Origin of the sequence: Kitasatospora sp. A2-31 (assembly GCF_022288725.1) — a bacterium.
Taxonomy (GTDB): Bacteria; Actinomycetota; Actinomycetes; order Streptomycetales; family Streptomycetaceae; genus Kitasatospora.
Genome location: NZ_JAKNTA010000005.1, coordinates 399,008 through 413,570, shown reverse-complemented (window position 1 = coordinate 413,570; position 14,563 = coordinate 399,008). Strand labels below are relative to the sequence as shown.

Annotated in this window: 12 protein-coding genes; 7 read left to right on the top strand and 5 right to left on the bottom strand. The window is 74.9% G+C overall.

Annotation, left to right across the window (positions count from 1 at the left end; translation table 11 throughout):
- The first annotated feature begins 609 nt into the window (after positions 1-609).
- Positions 610-1,635, top strand: a complete 1,026-nt coding sequence (locus MCM47_RS16645; RefSeq protein WP_238862400.1) for an aldo/keto reductase — start codon at positions 610-612, stop codon at positions 1,633-1,635.
- Positions 1,636-1,807: 172 nt separating this feature from the next.
- Entirely contained in the window at positions 1,808-2,395 is a 588-nt protein-coding gene (locus MCM47_RS16640) for a TetR family transcriptional regulator (protein ID WP_238862399.1), read from the top strand.
- 52 nt (positions 2,396-2,447) lie between these two features.
- Here the strand turns inward: MCM47_RS16640 and MCM47_RS16635 are convergent, their stop codons facing one another.
- On the bottom strand, positions 2,448-2,714 hold the full coding sequence (locus MCM47_RS16635) for a GlsB/YeaQ/YmgE family stress response membrane protein (protein WP_238862398.1): 267 nt from the start codon (positions 2,712-2,714) through the stop codon (positions 2,448-2,450).
- Positions 2,715-2,850: 136 nt separating this feature from the next.
- On the opposite strand from MCM47_RS16635, the gene MCM47_RS16630 reads away from it, so the two are divergent.
- On the top strand, positions 2,851-4,113 hold the full coding sequence (locus MCM47_RS16630; RefSeq protein ID WP_238862397.1) for a glycosyltransferase: 1,263 nt from the start codon (positions 2,851-2,853) through the stop codon (positions 4,111-4,113).
- Between the two features lie 53 nt (positions 4,114-4,166).
- Here the strand turns inward: MCM47_RS16630 and MCM47_RS16625 are convergent, their stop codons facing one another.
- The 4 genes from MCM47_RS16625 to MCM47_RS16610 all read right to left on the bottom strand — a co-directional run bounded on the left by MCM47_RS16625 (position 4,167) and on the right by MCM47_RS16610 (position 9,153).
- Entirely contained in the window at positions 4,167-5,717 is a 1,551-nt protein-coding gene (locus MCM47_RS16625) for an NCS1 family nucleobase:cation symporter-1 (RefSeq protein WP_238862396.1), read from the bottom strand.
- Entirely contained in the window at positions 5,714-6,748 is a 1,035-nt protein-coding gene (locus MCM47_RS16620; RefSeq protein WP_238862395.1) for a TIGR03842 family LLM class F420-dependent oxidoreductase, read from the bottom strand. The genes MCM47_RS16625 and MCM47_RS16620 overlap by 4 nt, the downstream gene beginning before the upstream one ends.
- 132 nt (positions 6,749-6,880) lie before the next feature.
- Positions 6,881-8,299: a dihydropyrimidinase gene (gene hydA / locus MCM47_RS16615; protein WP_238862394.1), complete on the bottom strand. Its 1,419-nt coding sequence runs from the start codon at positions 8,297-8,299 to the stop codon at positions 6,881-6,883.
- Between the two features lie 11 nt (positions 8,300-8,310).
- On the bottom strand, positions 8,311-9,153 hold the full coding sequence (locus MCM47_RS16610; protein WP_238862393.1) for a nitrilase-related carbon-nitrogen hydrolase: 843 nt from the start codon (positions 9,151-9,153) through the stop codon (positions 8,311-8,313).
- A 446-nt stretch (positions 9,154-9,599) separates the two neighbouring features.
- Between MCM47_RS16610 and MCM47_RS16605 the strand changes: the two genes are divergently transcribed.
- The 4 genes from MCM47_RS16605 (at position 9,600) to MCM47_RS16595 (ending at position 14,315) form a co-directional block, all read left to right on the top strand.
- Positions 9,600-13,007: a hypothetical protein gene (locus MCM47_RS16605; RefSeq protein WP_238862392.1), complete on the top strand. Its 3,408-nt coding sequence runs from the start codon at positions 9,600-9,602 to the stop codon at positions 13,005-13,007.
- A gap of 54 nt (positions 13,008-13,061) precedes the next feature.
- Positions 13,062-13,139, top strand: a complete 78-nt coding sequence (locus tag MCM47_RS44025) for a putative leader peptide (protein WP_374209156.1) — start codon at positions 13,062-13,064, stop codon at positions 13,137-13,139.
- Positions 13,140-13,332: 193 nt separating this feature from the next.
- Complete coding sequence (locus tag MCM47_RS16600; RefSeq protein ID WP_238862391.1) at positions 13,333-13,935, top strand: cysteine dioxygenase family protein; 603 nt, start codon at positions 13,333-13,335, stop codon at positions 13,933-13,935.
- Positions 13,929-14,315: a rhodanese-like domain-containing protein gene (locus tag MCM47_RS16595; protein WP_238862390.1), complete on the top strand. Its 387-nt coding sequence runs from the start codon at positions 13,929-13,931 to the stop codon at positions 14,313-14,315. Before MCM47_RS16600 ends, MCM47_RS16595 begins: the two co-directional genes overlap by 7 nt.
- The last annotated feature ends 248 nt before the right edge of the window (positions 14,316-14,563 follow it).

The window sequence follows — 14,563 nt, the reverse complement described above, 5'->3', positions numbered from 1 at the left end:
CCACAGGGAAGCCGAGACGTGAGCCTAGAAGAACCGTTCGGTTGCCTGCGAGGTGGCCCTGCTCCCAGCGCACCGGGGGACGGGCCCCGCCTCGCGTGCCCGTCGGAGACCGGCGGCGGGCCTACGGCGCGCGGGCCTGGATCGGCGCGCGAGCGCGGTCGCCGGATCGCGCCCACCTCCACCATGAACCCCCCGCCGGGGTTTGGCAGCGCAAACGGCCAAGGCGCGGCATTTCCACGCCGGATGGGTGACAGCGGCTCAACGCCCGGTACCAGGTCGGCGGGTCGCCGGCCGGGCCCGGACGGCCCGGCGCGAGGACCGACACCGGGCAGCGGTCCGGCAGTTGCGTGCGGCGGTCCGGCAGTGGTGTCACGTCGAGGGGACGCACGGGCCGGCGAGCCGGGCCGCGGACGCGACGCTCCCGGGCGGCGGTCGAGCGGACGCATCGGCGATGACACCGTGCCATCGATCGGGCACCGAGTTCACATGACAGATTTCAGCGAACAGACTTTGAAATCTGTTCGCCGCCGTGGCACAGTTGAACTCGGCCACCCCCTGCCAGGCCTCTGCACCCACACCCCACTCCCCTCTTCTCCCCAGGAGCCCTGCATGTCCGCCACCCCCTCCCCCGGCCCGCGCATCCCGCAGCGCCCCCTCGGCGCCACCGGCCTCACCACCTCCGTCCTCGGCCTCGGCTGCATGGGCATGTCCGACCTCTACGGCCCGGCCGACGAGGCCGAGAGCATCGCCACCATCCGCGCCGCGCTCGACGCCGGCGTCACCCTGCTCGACACCGGCGACTTCTACGGCATGGGCCACAACGAGCTGCTCATCCACGACGCACTCCGCGGCCGCGACCGCGAGAGCGTCCGGATCAGCGTGAAGTTCGGCGCCCAGCGCACCCCGGACGGCCAGTGGCTCGGCTACGACGCGAGCCCGGCGGCGACGAAGACCGCGCTCGCCTACACCCTGCGCCGCCTGCGCACCGACTACATCGACGTCTACCGGCCGGCCCGCCTGGACCCGGACGTCCCGATCGAGGAGACCGTCGGCGCGATCGCCGAGCTGGTCGAGGCCGGCCACGTCCGCCACATCGGCCTCTCCGAGGTCGGCGCCGACACCCTGCGCCGCGCCGCCGCCGTCCACCCGATCAGCGACCTGCAGATCGAGTACTCCCTGATCTCCCGCTCCGTCGAGGAGAGGATCCTGCCCGCCGCCCGCGAGCTGGGCATCGGCGTCACCGCGTACGGCGTGCTCTCGCGCGGCCTGCTCAGCGGCCACTGGAACGACGACCGCGCTCTGGCCGGGACCGACTTCCGCGGCCACAGCCCGCGCTTCCAGGGCGACAACCTCACCCACAACCTGCGCCTGGTCGAGGCGCTGCGCGCGGTCGCCGCGGAGCGGGGCGCCACCGTCGCGCAGGTCGCGATCGCCTGGGTCGCCTCGCGCGGCGAGGATGTCGTCCCGCTGGTCGGCGCCCGCCGCCGCAACCGGCTCGGCGAGGCCCTCGGCGCGCTGGACCTCACGCTCGACCCGGCCGATCTCGCCGCGATCGAGGCCGCGGTCCCGGCCGGTTCCGCCGCCGGGGAGAGGTACGCTGCCGCTCAGATGGCCCACCTCGACAGCGAGCACTGAGCGCGGCACCCCCGCGGGACGGCGCCGCCGCCGGGTCCGGCCGTCGGGCCACCACCTCCGACCACCGACGAGCCCCCAGCACCGACCGCCGACCAGCACCGCACCCGCCAGCCGCAGCGCCGTCCGCCGCCGCCCCGGCGGCGGACGCCCCACCCGAAGGACGAACCTCCCCGTGACCACGGACAGCGCACTCACCCCCGAGCAGATCCTGAGCGCGACGGAGGACGTCCTGAGGCGGTTCGGGCCGGCCAAGGCCACCGTGGTGGACGTCGCCCGCAACCTCGGCGTCAGCCACACCAGCGTCTACCGGTTCTTCCCCAGCAAGGCGGCGCTGCGCGAGGCCGTCACCCAGCGCTGGCTCGACCAGGCCCACCACGAGCTGCAGTTCATCGCCACCGAGCCCGGCCCCGCCGCGGACCGGCTGCACCGCTGGCTGGCGACGCTCTTCGCCGCCAAGCGGAAGAAGGCGCTGGACGACCCGCAGCTGTTCGCCACCTACCTGGCCCTGGTCGCCGAGACCAGCAGCACGGTCGAGGCGCACATCGACACCATGGTCGCGCAGATCGGCCGGATCGTCCGGGACGGCGTCCGGGACGGGGAGTTCGGGCCCGCCGACATCGCCTCGACCGCCCGCGCCGTCTTCGAGGCCACCGCGCACTTCCACGACCCCGCACACGCGGCCGAGTGGTCCGATCCGCACGCCCAGGACCGCTTCGAGGCCCTCTGGAAGCTCATCCTCGGCGGCCTCGCCGCGAAGTGACCCCGCGGCCGCCCGGGTCGCCCGTGCCGGGCGGCGCGGGCGGCCGGAAGGGTCAGCGGCGGGAGTTGCCGAAGACGAGGCGGTAGGCGATCAGCAGCACCAGGGCGCCGCCGACGGCCGAGGCCCAGGTGGCCAGGTCGAAGAAGTGCGCCGTCACCTCGCGGTGCAGGAACCGTGAGGAGATCCAGCCGCCGACGAAGGACCCGGCGACGCCGATCAGGGTGGTCACCACCAGGCCGCCCGGGTCCTTCCCCGGCAGCAGCAACTTGGCCAGGGCCCCGGCCACCAAGCCCAGCACGATCCATGCGACGAAGCTCATGCGTCCTCCCGCCCTCCGCTACGGCGGTCCCGGCCGGACCGCCCTGCCCGCAGGGACGCTCCGTGCGCCCCTGCGGTTCCCGGGCGCCGGGCGTGGCCGCCCCCGTCCCGGCCGGTGGCCCCGGGATACTGCCGCCATGCGCATCCTGATCGCCACCGCCGGCTCCCGGGGCGACGTCGCTCCGTTCACCGGGCTCGGTGTCCACCTGCTCGCGGCCGGCCACGAGGTGGCCGTCGCCACGCACGCCACCTTCGCCGGCACGGTGCGCGCGGCCGGCCTGGAGTTCCGTCCGCTGCCCGTCGACCCGCGCGCCGAGCTCGCCTCGACCGGCGGCCAGCGGCTCCTGCGGGCCGGCGCCGGACCGCTCGGCGTCCTCGAACTCCTGCGGCTGGGGCGCTCCTTCATGCCCGCCATCGGCGACGGCATCGCGGCCGCCGCCGACCGGGGCGCCGACCTCCTGCTCACCAGCAGCACCACCTCCGCCCTCGGCCAGGCGGTCGCCGAGGCGGCCGGCCTGCCCCACCTCGGGCTGCACCTCCAGCCGCTGGCGCCGACAAGGGAGTTCGCCCCCGCCGTGACCGGCTCCCGGTCGCTGGGGCGGACCGGGAACGTCCTCGCCGGGCACGCCGTCCAGGCCGCCACCGACCAGCTGTTCGCCCCCGCGGTGCGGCGGCTGCGCCGCCGCCTCGGCCTGCCGCCGCGCAGTGTGGCGCGGGCCCGGCGCGACCACGCCGTCCTGCACGGCTTCTCCCCCACCGTGGTGCCCCGGCCGGCCGACTGGCGGCCCGGCCTGGACGTGGCCGGCTACTGGTGGCCCCACCCCGATCCCGGGTGGCGGCCACCGGCCCGGCTCCTCGACTTCCTCGCGGCCGGTCCGCCGCCGGTGTTCGTCGGCTTCGGCAGTCTGGTCGTCCCCGACCCCGAGCGGCTCACCGCCACCGTCCTGGCCGCGCTGCGGGCCGCCCGGGTGCGCGCGGTGGTCCAGTCGGGCTGGAGCGGCCTCGCCGCGCCGGAGGGCGACGACGTACTGACCGTCGACGACACCCCGCACTGCTGGCTGTTCCCGCGGATGGCCGCGACCGTCCACCACGCGGGTGCCGGCACCACCGCCGCCACCCTGCGGGCCGGCACGCCGACCGTCCCGGTGCCCGCCCAGCTGGACGCCCCGTTCTGGTCCGCGCGCGCCGCCCGCCTCGGCACCAGTCCCGGGCCGGTCCCGCTCGCCGGCCTCACCGCGGGGCGCCTCGCCGCCGCGATCCGCCGCGCCCTGGACGACCCGGGCCACCGGGCCCGGGCCGGTGCCGTCGCCCGGGTACTGGCCGCCGAGGACGGCGCGGGGAAGGTCGTCGAAGCCGTCGCCCGGATCGCCGACCCCCGGTGGCGCGGCACCCGTCGGTGACCGGCGGTCCGCCGGCGGCGGGACCGCGGCACCCCGCCCGTGCGCACCGCACCTCAGCGGCGCGCCCGCCGGCTCGCCGGCGTCAGCACCGTGTAGAGCACCAGCGACGACCCCACGCCCACCGCCCACCCGTAGTCGGCGAGCGGCTTGAGCGCCGGGATCAGCCCGTCGGCCGGGAACGGACCGCCGTACGAGCCGCCGACCGCCAGGACGCCGCCGACGAGCAACGCGGTGACGGCCCGCCAGTTCCACCCGGCGGTGTACCAGTAGGCCCCGCCCGGCCGGTAGAGGTCGGCGAGCCGGAGGCGGGTGCGGCGCAGCAGCCAGTAGTCGGCGATGAGGATCCCGGCGACGGTCCCGAGCAGTCCGCCGACGACGCCGAGCCAGGTGAAGATGTAGACGTGCGGGTCGGAGATGAGCTTCCACGGGAAGATCGCGATCCCGACGACGCCCGTGATCAGCGCCCCGGTGCGGAAGTCGACGAGGCGAGGCAGCAGGTTGGCGAGGTCGTAGGCGGGCGAGACGACGTTCGCGGCGATGTTGACCGACAGGGTGGCGACCAGGACGGTCAGCAGCGCGAAGAGGATGCCGACCGGGCTCTCCATCTTGGCGGCGAGGGCGATCGGGTCCCAGATCGGCTCGCCGTAGACGGCCTGGGAGCCGGAGGTGACCAGGACGGAGAGCAGCGCGAAGAGGGTCATGGTGGTCGGTAGGCCGAGGGCCTGACCGCGGATCTGGGCGCGCTGGCTCCCGCCGAAACGGGTGAAGTCGGGGATGTTGAGGGCGAGGGTGGACCAGAACCCGATCATGCCCATCAGGGCGGGGAAGAAGACCTTCCAGAAGTCCGCGTCCCAGCCGAGCCGGGACGGCTGATCGAGCAGCGGGCCGAACCCGCCGGCCTTGACGGTGATCCAGGCGAGCAGGGCGAGGGCGCCGACGATGACGAACGGCGCGGCCCAGTTCTCGAACCGGCGCAGGGTCTCCATGCCGCGGGCGATGACGGCCATCTCGATCAGCCAGAACAGCAGGAAGGAGAGCCACTGCGTCCACGGGTAGCCGCCCAGCTCGCCCGCCGTGCGCCAGGATTCGCCGAGGAGCTTGCCGGCCAGCAGGAAGATGCCCTCGCCGCCGATCCAGGTCTGGATGCCGAACCAGGCACAGGCGACCGCGGCGCGGACGAGGGCCGGCAGGTTGGCTCCGCGCAGGCCGAAGGCGGCGCGGGCGAAGACCGGGAACGGGATCCCGTACTTGGTCCCGGCGTGGCCGGTGAGCAGCATCGGCGCGAGCACCACGAGGTTGGCCAGGGCGATGGTGAGGACGGCCTGCTTCCAGTCCATGCCGAGGGCGACGAGGCCGGAGGCGAGGGTCCAGGAGGGGATGTTGTGGGCCATCCCGACCCAGAGCGCGAGGAAGTTGTAGGTGGTCCAGGTGCGGCGGGCGACGGGGACGGGGCGCAGGTCGTCGTTGGTGAAGCCGTTGGCGGGCAGGGCGCCGGCGGCCGGGTCCAACTCGACCCGGCCGTCGGCGTGCCGGAGCTCCGGGAGGGGACCGCCCGGTCGACCGGGCGCGGTGCCGTCGCCCCCTATCGCGGCGGTTCCGGTCATGGACGGGTCCCGTCCGGGGCCAGCTGCGGGATGACGTCGGTGCCGTAGGCGTCGATGGTGGCCTCGATGGCGTCGTGCATGGCGTAGACGGCGAACTGGTCGACGCCGAGGGAGCGGAGGTGGTCGAGGCGTTCGAGCTGCGCGGCGGGCGGGCCGATCAGGCAGAAGCGGTCGACGATCTCGTCGGGGACGAAGGCGGTGTCGGGGTTCCCGGCGCGCCCGTGGTGGCTGTAGTCGTAGCCCTGACGGTCCTTGATGTAGGCGGTGAGGGCGTCGGGGACGAGGTCGGAGTGCTCGCCGTAGTGGCGGACCAGGTCGGCGACGTGGTTGCCGACCATGCCGCCGAACCAGCGGCACTGTTCGCGGGCGTGGGCCAGGGCGGCCGGGGAGTCGTCGGCGGTGACGTAGGCGGGGGCGGCGACGCAGATGGTGAGCGCGTCGGGGTCGCGTCCGGCGTCGGCGGCGGCCGCCCGGACCGCCTTGATCATGAACTCGGTGAGGTAGGGATCGGCGAGCTGGAGGATGAAGCCGTCGGCCTGGCGGCCCGTCAGGGCCAGGGCCCTGGGGCCGTAGGCGCCCATCCAGACGGGCAGTCGCCGACCCTCGCCGACCCAGGGCAGGTGCATCTCCGTGCCGTCGACCTCGACGGTGCGGCCCTCGGCGAGCTCCTTGATCGCGTGCATGGCGTGGGAGAGCCGTTCGAGGGTGGCGGGGTGGCGGCCGGCCACGCGCATCGCGGAGTCGCCGCGGCCGATGCCGCAGACCGTCCGGTTGCCGTACATGTCGTTCAGGGTGGCGAAGAGGGAGGCGGTCACCTCCCAGGTACGGGTGGAGGGGTTGGTGACCATCGGGCCGACGGTGAGCCGCCGGGTCTCGGCGAGGATGCGGCTGTAGATGACGAAGGGCTCCTGCCACAGGACGCAGGAGTCGAAGGTCCAGCCGTGGCTGAAGCCGGCCCGCTCGGCGCGGATCATGCGGTCGATGACCAGGCGGGCGGGCGGGTCGGTCTGCAGGACGAGGCCGATGTCCATGGGTGCTCCAGGGGGCTGGCCGCGGCCCCGGGCCCGGCGTTCGGCCCGGGGCGGCGGCGGACGGGGGTGTCGGTCGACGGGGTGTGTCGGCGGCCGGGTGTGGCGGCGGACGGGGGCGGACGGTGCCGGGTTTCAGACCAGGTACTGGCAGGTGTCGCGGCGCAGGAAGGTGCCGTGCCCGGCCCGGCCGAGCCAGTTGCCGCGGTCGAGGACGACGGTGCCGCGGGAGAGCACCGTGCGGGCGCGGCCGGTCAGTCGCCGCCCCTCGTAGGCCGAGTAGTCGACGTTCATGTGGTGGGTGGCGGCGGAGACGGTCTGCACGGCGGCGGGGTCGTAGACGACCAGGTCGGCGTCGGCGCCGGGAGCGATGGTGCCCTTGCGCGGGTGGAGGCCGAACATCCGGGCCGGGGTGGTGCAGGCGATCTCGATCCAGCGGCGGCGGGTCAGCTGCCCGTCGACGACGGCCTGGTGCAGGAGGTCCATCCGGTTCTCCACGCCGGGCAGGCCGTTGGGGATCTTCGAGAAGTCGCCGCGGCCGAGCTCCTTCTGGCCGACGTAGCAGAACGGACAGTGATCGGTGGAGACCACCTGGAGGTCGTTGGTACGCAGGCCGCGCCAGAGCGCGGCCTGGTGCTCGCGGGGGCGCAGCGGGGTGCTGCAGACGTACTTGGCGCCCTCGAAGCCGTCGGCGCCCTCCTCGGCGAGGTTGTCGGTGGAGAGGAAGAGGTACTGGGGGCAGGTCTCGCCGAAGACGTTGAGGCCCGTGTCGCGGGCCCGGGCGATCTCGGCGAGCGCCGAGGCGGCGGAGACGTGGACGACGTAGAGCGGGCTGCCCGCGACCTGGGCGAGCTTGATCGCGCGGTGGGTGGCCTCGGCCTCGAGGAGTTCGCGCCGGACCTCGCCGTGGTAGCGGGGGGCGGTCTTCCCGGCGGCGATCGCCTGTTCGACCAGCACGTCGATGGCGATGCCGTTCTCGGCGTGCATCATGGTCAGCCCGCCGTTGGCGGCGCCGCGCTGCATGGCGCGCAGGATGCGGCCGTCGTCGCTGTAGAAGACGCCGGGGTAGGCCATGAAGAGCTTGAAGGAGGTGGACTCCCCGGAGTCGACGAGCGCGTCCATCTCCTTGAGCACGCCGTCGTTGACGTCGGAGACGATGGTGTGGAAGGCGTAGTCGACGGCGCAGTTGCCGTCGGCCTTGGCGTGCCAGGCGTCGAGGCCCTCGCGCAGGGAGCCGCCCACGGGCTGCACGGCGAAGTCGACGATCGTGGTGGTGCCGCCCCAGGCGGCCGCGCGGGTCCCGGTCTCGAAGGTGTCGGACGCGGCGGTTCCGCCGAAGGGCAGTTCCATGTGGGTGTGCGCGTCGACGCCGCCGGGGATCACGTAGTGGCCGGTGGCGTCGATGACGGTGTCGGCGGTCCAGGCCCCGGCGGCGTCGCTGCCGGTGGCGGCGAGGGCGGCGATGCGCTCGCCCTCGATCAGGACGTCGGCGTGCAGTTCGTCGGCGGCGGTGATCACGAGGCCGCCGCGGACGATGGTGCGGGTGGTGGTCATCGCGGCTCCTCTCACGCCTCGGTCAGGGGTCCGTAGGCCTCGGGCCGGCGGTCGCGGTAGAACGCCCACTGCTGGCGGACCTTCTCGATGAGGCCGAGGTCGAGGTCCCGGACGACCAGTTCCTCCTCCTTGTCGGAGGCGACGTCGCCGACGAACTGGCCGCGCGGGTCGACGAAGTAGGAGGTGCCGTAGAAGTCGTTGTCGCCGTACTCCTCGGTGCCGACCCGGTTGATGGCGGCGACGAAGTACTCGTTGGCGACGGCGGCGGCGGGCTGTTCGAGCTGCCAGAGGTAGGCGGAGAGGCCGCGGCTGGTGGCGGAGGGGTTGTAGACGATCTGGGCGCCGGCCAGGCCGAGGGCGCGCCAGCCCTCGGGGAAGTGCCGGTCGTAGCAGATGTAGACGCCGACCTTGCCGACCGCGGTGTCGAAGACCGGCCAGCCGAGGTTCCCGGGCTTGAAGTAGTACTTCTCCCAGAAGCCCCTGACCTGGGGGATGTGGTGCTTGCGGTACTTGCCGAGGTAGCGGCCGTCGGCGTCGACCACGGCGGCGGTGTTGTAGTAGACGCCGGGCTGGTCCTCCTCGTAGACGGGGACGACGACGACCATGCCGAGCTCGCGGGCGAGGTCCTGCATCCGGCGGACGGTGGGACCGTCGGGGACGGCCTCGGCCCAGCGGTAGTGCTCGGGCTCCTGGACCTGGCAGAAGTAGGGGGAGTTGAAGACCTCCTGGAACCCGATGATCTTCGCGCCCTGGGCGGCGGCCTCGCGGGCGTACCGCTCGTGGAGGGCGATCATCGACTCCTGGTCCCCGGTCCACCGGGTCTGGACGAGGGCGGCGCGGACGATCTGCGACATGGGTACCTCCGCAACTCCGTGGCCCGGCCGGTGGGGCGGGCCTGCGGTCTGAGGGTTGTCGGGCGGATCCGTACGACCATCTACGTGCGTAGAACGTGGTCCGTAGACCGTAGGCCCGGCCTCGGTGGCCTGACAATACGTCGGACGCGGCGCGGCTGGGGCGATCTTGTTGCGTGGACACGCTGGGGCGAGTAGGTGGGATGAAACGGTCATCTACCCCTGGAGCGCTCTCCTTACTCATCCGGGTGAATCCGTGCACGAGGTACTGCGCAACGGGGTAGGACGCGCCATGATGCTGCTCCGGTCCGTCACCGGAGCGTGCCCGGGAGTGATGTGCGAGTGCTCCGCCCGCGGCCCCGCCGGCCCCGGAGGCACCCCGCACCTGCGGTCGACGGCGCCCTGGTTCCGGGTGCACGGGGGAGGTGGACGTGGCGACTGGATCGCGGATGCGCGGACGGCCTCCGGTCCCGGCGTGGGCCGGGGTGTTGCTCGGGCTCTCGGTGCTCGCCCCCGCGGCGCTCGGAGCCCTGCTGTACGCCCGGTTGGCCCCGGCGGTGCGGGACGTCCCCCTGCAGCTGGCCGGCACCCGTGCGGCCGCCGCGGCCGTGGTGGCCGGCCGGGTGCCGGAGTACCGCGCCGCGCTGACGGCGGACGGCTGGCTGGTCGCCGGGTACACGCTCACCCTGCTGGCCGCCGGGCTGCTCGGCCGGTACGTGCTGGGCCGGGAGCACTGGCGGCTCGCCGCACTCGCCGCCGGCGGCGCCGGGCTGCTGGCGGGCGCCTGCGACGTCGCGGAGGACGTGCTGCTCGCCGCCGGGTTGGACGGGGTGGGCGGTGCGGGGGGTCCGGACGGCACGGACCGGCTGGTCGGGCCGGGCGGCTCCGACGCGCCGTTCGCGGCCGCGGCGGCGCTCAGCACCGTGAAGTGGGTGTTGCTCCTGCCCGCCGGGGCCGCCGCCGCGGTGGTCGTCGCCGTCACCCTGCACCGCGCCGTGCGCGCACTCCTGCGGCGCCCACCGGAACCGGACGACCCGGCCGACGGCGCGACGGACGACGCGACGGACGACGGCGCCCGTCCCGCGGCCGGGGCCGCCGGGCGGACGGCCGGCGCCGACGCCGGGACGGCCACCGACGCCGGGGCGGCCACCGCGGCCGGCCCCGCTGCCGTGCCCGCCGGACCGCCGGACCGGCGTGCCGCCGGTCCGGCGCTGATCCCGCCCTGGCCCGTGGCCACCCCCCACGGCGGGCGCTGGCCACCCGGCCGGCGGACCCACCGGCCGCTGGACCACCAGGCCCGCTGGCGCAACGGCGCCCTGGTGCCGCCCGGCCGGGAGCACGCCGCGCTCGGCTTCTGCGCCTCCGGCGGCGGCATCCGCTCCGCCTGCGTGACCCTCGGCGCGCTCCAGGTCCTGCGACCCTGGCTGATGCGGTCCCGCTACCTGGTCTCCGTCTCCGGCGGTGGCTACGCCGTCGGTGCGCTCCAGCTGGCCCTCTGCGACTCGGCGCCGGGCAGCGCGGTGCACGCCGTCTCGGGGCTCACCGCGGCCGACGTCCTGGCGCCGGGCTCGCCGGAGGAGGATCACCTGCGCCGGCACGCCAAGTACCTGGCGGACGGCGCCGGGCAGTGGCTGGTCGCCCTCGGCACCCTGCTGCGCGGCCTGGTCTCCGCGCTGACGCTGCTGCTCGCCGCCATACTCACCCTCGGTCTCGGGCTCAGCCGCTGCTACCACCTCGTCCCGCTGGCCGACCTCGACGCCCTCGCCGCCGTCGGCCTGCGCACCGGCGGGGCCGTCCGGCTCGGCCCGCTGCCCGTCCGGACGCCCGCCGTACTCGCCCTGGTGGGGCTGCTCACCACCGCCGCGGTCTGCTGGCTGCTCTGGCTGCTCGCCTTCCCGCTGCTCGGCTGGAACAGCCTGCTGCCGCGAGCGCTGCGCCGTCTGGGGCACGGCGCGCTGGCCCTGGCCGGGCTGGTCGCCGTGGGAGTGCTGGTGGTGCCCGGGCTGGCCTGGGGCGCAGTCGCGCTGCAACAAGCGCTCGCAGTGGGTGCGCGGCAGACCGGCGCCGGCCTGAGCCTCACCGTGCTGCTCAGCTACCTGGCCCTGCTGCTCGGCATACTGTGGCGCAGCCGGCGGGCCATCGAGATCGGAACGGCGGCGCTCGGCGGGCTGGTGGGCGGCGCCCGGCGCGTCGGCGGCGGCCTCGGCGCCCGGGTCACCCAGTACCTGGTGGTCTGGGCCGCGCTGGGGACGCTTTCGGTGGGCGCGCTGCTGGCGCTCGGGTGGGCCGTCGCCACCGGCCACGCCTGGCCGGTCGCAGCCCAGGTGCTGCTGCCGCTCGTCCTGGCGACGGTCGGCCTCAACCTCGACCAGACCTGGACGGGCCTGCACCCGTTCTACCGGCGCCGGCTCGCCTCGGCGTTCGCCGTCCGCCGCTCCACCGAGGACGGCGAGGTGCTGGCCCGGCCGTACCACTTCCACCGGGAGCAGACCCGGCTCAGCCACTACGGCGCCCGGCACCCGGGCTTCCCCCAGGTGGTGTTCGCGGCCGCGGCCAACCTGTCCGGCAACTCGCGCACCCCGCCCGGGCGCCGCGCGGTCTCGTTCACCTTCTCGCACGACTACGTCGGCGGGCCGGACGTCGGCTACGCCCGCACGGACCTGCTGGAGCGGCGCACCCGCCGGCACATCACCCGGGACCTCACGGTCCAGTCCGCGATGGCCGTCTCCGGCGCCGCGTTCTCCTCCGCGATGGGGCGTCAGTCCCGCGTCTACCAGGGGCTGTTCGCGGTGACCAACGCCCGGCTCGGCACCTGGCTGCCCAACCCGGCCGCGCTCGACCCGCTCTGGGCGCCCGATCGGGACTGGCGGCACGCGCCCCAGCCCGGTGTCCGCCGGCTGCCCTACCAACTGCGCGAGCTCTGCGGGCGCTTCCCGATGGACGACCGGTTCCTGCTCACCACCGACGGCGGCCACTACGAGAACCTCGGGCTGGTCGAGCTGCTCCGGCACGGCGTCCGGACGGCGGTCTGCATCGACGCCAGCGGGGACGCCCCGCTCGCCGCCACCCTGGCGGCCGCCATCACGCTGGCCCGCGAGGAGTTGGGCATCACCATCACCCTGCACGAGCCGGAGCTGCTGATCCCCGGCAGCCTCGGCGCGCGGGGCGGACCGGCCGGGCCGCCGTTGCGCGGGCTGGCGGCGCGGCTCGCCGACCGCTTCTCCGCCCGGGCGGTGATCACCGGGACCATCCGCTACCCGGCCCCGCTCGACCTCCCCGAGGACGGGTACCGGGACGCGGACCGGGACGCGGACCGGGACAGGGGCTGGTACGGGGACGGGGACGGTGCCGGTCGCCCCGGCCCGGCCGACGTGGGCCCCGGCGGGGAGGACGGACGCCACCTCGGCACACTGATCGTCGTCCAGGCCGTCCTGACCCCCGACATGCCCTACGAGCTGCACGCCTACGCGGCGGCCAACCCGGCCTTCCCGAACGACAGCACCGGCGACCAGTGGTTCGACCACCGGCAGTTCGACGCCTACCAGACGCTCGGCCGCCATCTGGGCGAGCTGGCCGCCCCCGTCCTGAGCGCGGTCCTGACCGGCCCCGGACGGACGGCACCCACGGCACCCACGGCACCCACGTCGCCGATCCCGGCACCGGCCGCGTCGGCGCCGCCGGTCCGCACCCCGTCGGAACCCACGTCACAGGCGCCCACGTCCGCGAAGGCCACGTCCGCGAAGGCCGCGTCGTCGGAACCCGCCTCGTCGGAGGCCGCGTCGGCGCCGCCTGCGGGACCGCTGCCCGGTCCGTCCGCACCCGCACCGCCCGCACCGCGGCGTCCCGCGGAGGGGTGACCGGAGCCGGAACGCGCTTGACTCCCGGCTGCTGCGTCGGGAAGGATCCCGAGCATGGACTCCGGCACCACTCTGGTCTGCCGCCTGCACGTCGATCTGCGACGCCAGGCGAGTTCCATCTGTGCCCGCTGACCCTGCCCTTTCCCGCCGGTCCCGCCCTGTGACGTCCCCCAGGGCCCGCGCCGCGCACCCGCACTCCTGACGCGTCCGTCCGGCGCACCCCTGCACCGCTCGGGTGCGCCGGACAGTCCCGCAGCCGTGTCCGCCGCACCCGGCCCGGCCGCGTCCCGCATCCGCTCGCCACGCCTTCCCCGAGGACACTCACATGACCCCGGACCTCGTCACCGAGCTCTCCGCCACCGCACCCACCACGGCTCGAACAGCCCTGGCCGGACGTCCGACGTTCGACCCCACGACGTTCGGTCCCACGGCGGCCGGACCATCGGGGCCGGCCCGAGCCACCGCGGCCCGTGCCCCGCTCACCCCGGCCGCCCTGAGCAGGATCGTCCGTGAGCTGGCCGAGCGGCCGGACCGGTGGATCCACCACGTCCGGCTCTCCACCAAGGACCGCTGGTACCGGCGGTTGGCGGCCGACGAGGACCACGAGGTCTGGCTGATCAGCTGGCTGCCCGGCCAGTCCACCGGCTTCCACGACCACGGCGGGGCGCGCGGCGCGTTCACCGTGGCGCTCGGCGAACTCGAGGAGCTCTCGCTCGGCGGCCCGGAGCGTGGCCTGCTGGTGCGCCGGCTCCCGGCCGGCACCGCGCGCGCCTTCGGCCCGGAGTACGTGCACGACGTCCGCAACACGGCCACCGGCCCGGCCGTCACCCTGCACGCCTACTCGCCGCCGCTGAGCTCCATGGCGCACTACGAACTGCGGGCCGGCGGCCTGGTCCGCACCTCCGAGGAAGGACCCGAACAATGGTGACCACGATCGACGACCTGCTGACACGCGCTCGGGAGGGCGTCCACCGGCCCGGACCCGAGGAGGCCCACCGGGCGCAGGGGTCCGGCGCCCTGCTGGTGGACATCCGGCCGGCGGCACAGCGTGCGGCCGAGGGCGGGATCCCGGGCTCGCTGGTGATCGAGCGCAACGTCCTGGAATGGCGCCTCGACCCGACGGGCAGTCACCGCATCCCGGAGGCGGTGGGGTACGGCGTGGAGGTGATCGTGGTCTGCTCCGAGGGCTACGCCTCCAGCCTGGCCGCCGCCTCGCTGCGCGAGCTGGGGCTGCACCGGGCGACGGACCTGGACGGCGGGTTCGTGGGCTGGGCCGCCGCCGGACTGCCGACGCAGCCCGGCGGCTGACGCTCCGCGGGGCGACCGCCGTGCCCGAACCCGACCCGCTTCCCCGGGGTCCCGGCGGCGGTCCCCCCGGTCACCGCCGGCTGCCGAGAGGCGCGCGCCGGGACCCCGCAAGGCACCCGTAAGGCACCCGTAAGGCATCCACCGGACGGTAAATCAGCGACAGGAGATGATCCAGGTCATAGTCTGATCAGAGTTTCCGCCGGTCCGATGCCGGGCAGCCACGCGGGCGGAAGAACGCCCGAACACGT

Bases quoted from the DNA above. Each gene is read 5' to 3' on its own strand.
- MCM47_RS16645 (WP_238862400.1), top strand. From the start codon at position 610: ATGTCCGCCACCCCCTCCCCCGGCCCGCGCATCCCGCAGCGCCCCCTC.
- MCM47_RS16635 (WP_238862398.1), bottom strand. From the start codon at position 2,714: ATGAGCTTCGTCGCATGGATCGTGCTGGGCTTGGTGGCCGGGGCCCTG.
- MCM47_RS16630 (WP_238862397.1), top strand. From the start codon at position 2,851: ATGCGCATCCTGATCGCCACCGCCGGCTCCCGGGGCGACGTCGCTCCG.
- MCM47_RS16625 (WP_238862396.1), bottom strand. From the start codon at position 5,717: ATGACCGGAACCGCCGCGATAGGGGGCGACGGCACCGCGCCCGGTCGA.
- MCM47_RS16620 (WP_238862395.1), bottom strand. From the start codon at position 6,748: ATGGACATCGGCCTCGTCCTGCAGACCGACCCGCCCGCCCGCCTGGTC.
- hydA (WP_238862394.1), bottom strand. From the start codon at position 8,299: ATGACCACCACCCGCACCATCGTCCGCGGCGGCCTCGTGATCACCGCC.
- MCM47_RS16610 (WP_238862393.1), bottom strand. From the start codon at position 9,153: ATGTCGCAGATCGTCCGCGCCGCCCTCGTCCAGACCCGGTGGACCGGG.
- MCM47_RS16605 (WP_238862392.1), top strand. From the start codon at position 9,600: ATGCGCGGACGGCCTCCGGTCCCGGCGTGGGCCGGGGTGTTGCTCGGG.
- MCM47_RS44025 (WP_374209156.1), top strand. From the start codon at position 13,062: ATGGACTCCGGCACCACTCTGGTCTGCCGCCTGCACGTCGATCTGCGA.
- MCM47_RS16600 (WP_238862391.1), top strand. From the start codon at position 13,333: ATGACCCCGGACCTCGTCACCGAGCTCTCCGCCACCGCACCCACCACG.
- MCM47_RS16595 (WP_238862390.1), top strand. From the start codon at position 13,929: ATGGTGACCACGATCGACGACCTGCTGACACGCGCTCGGGAGGGCGTC.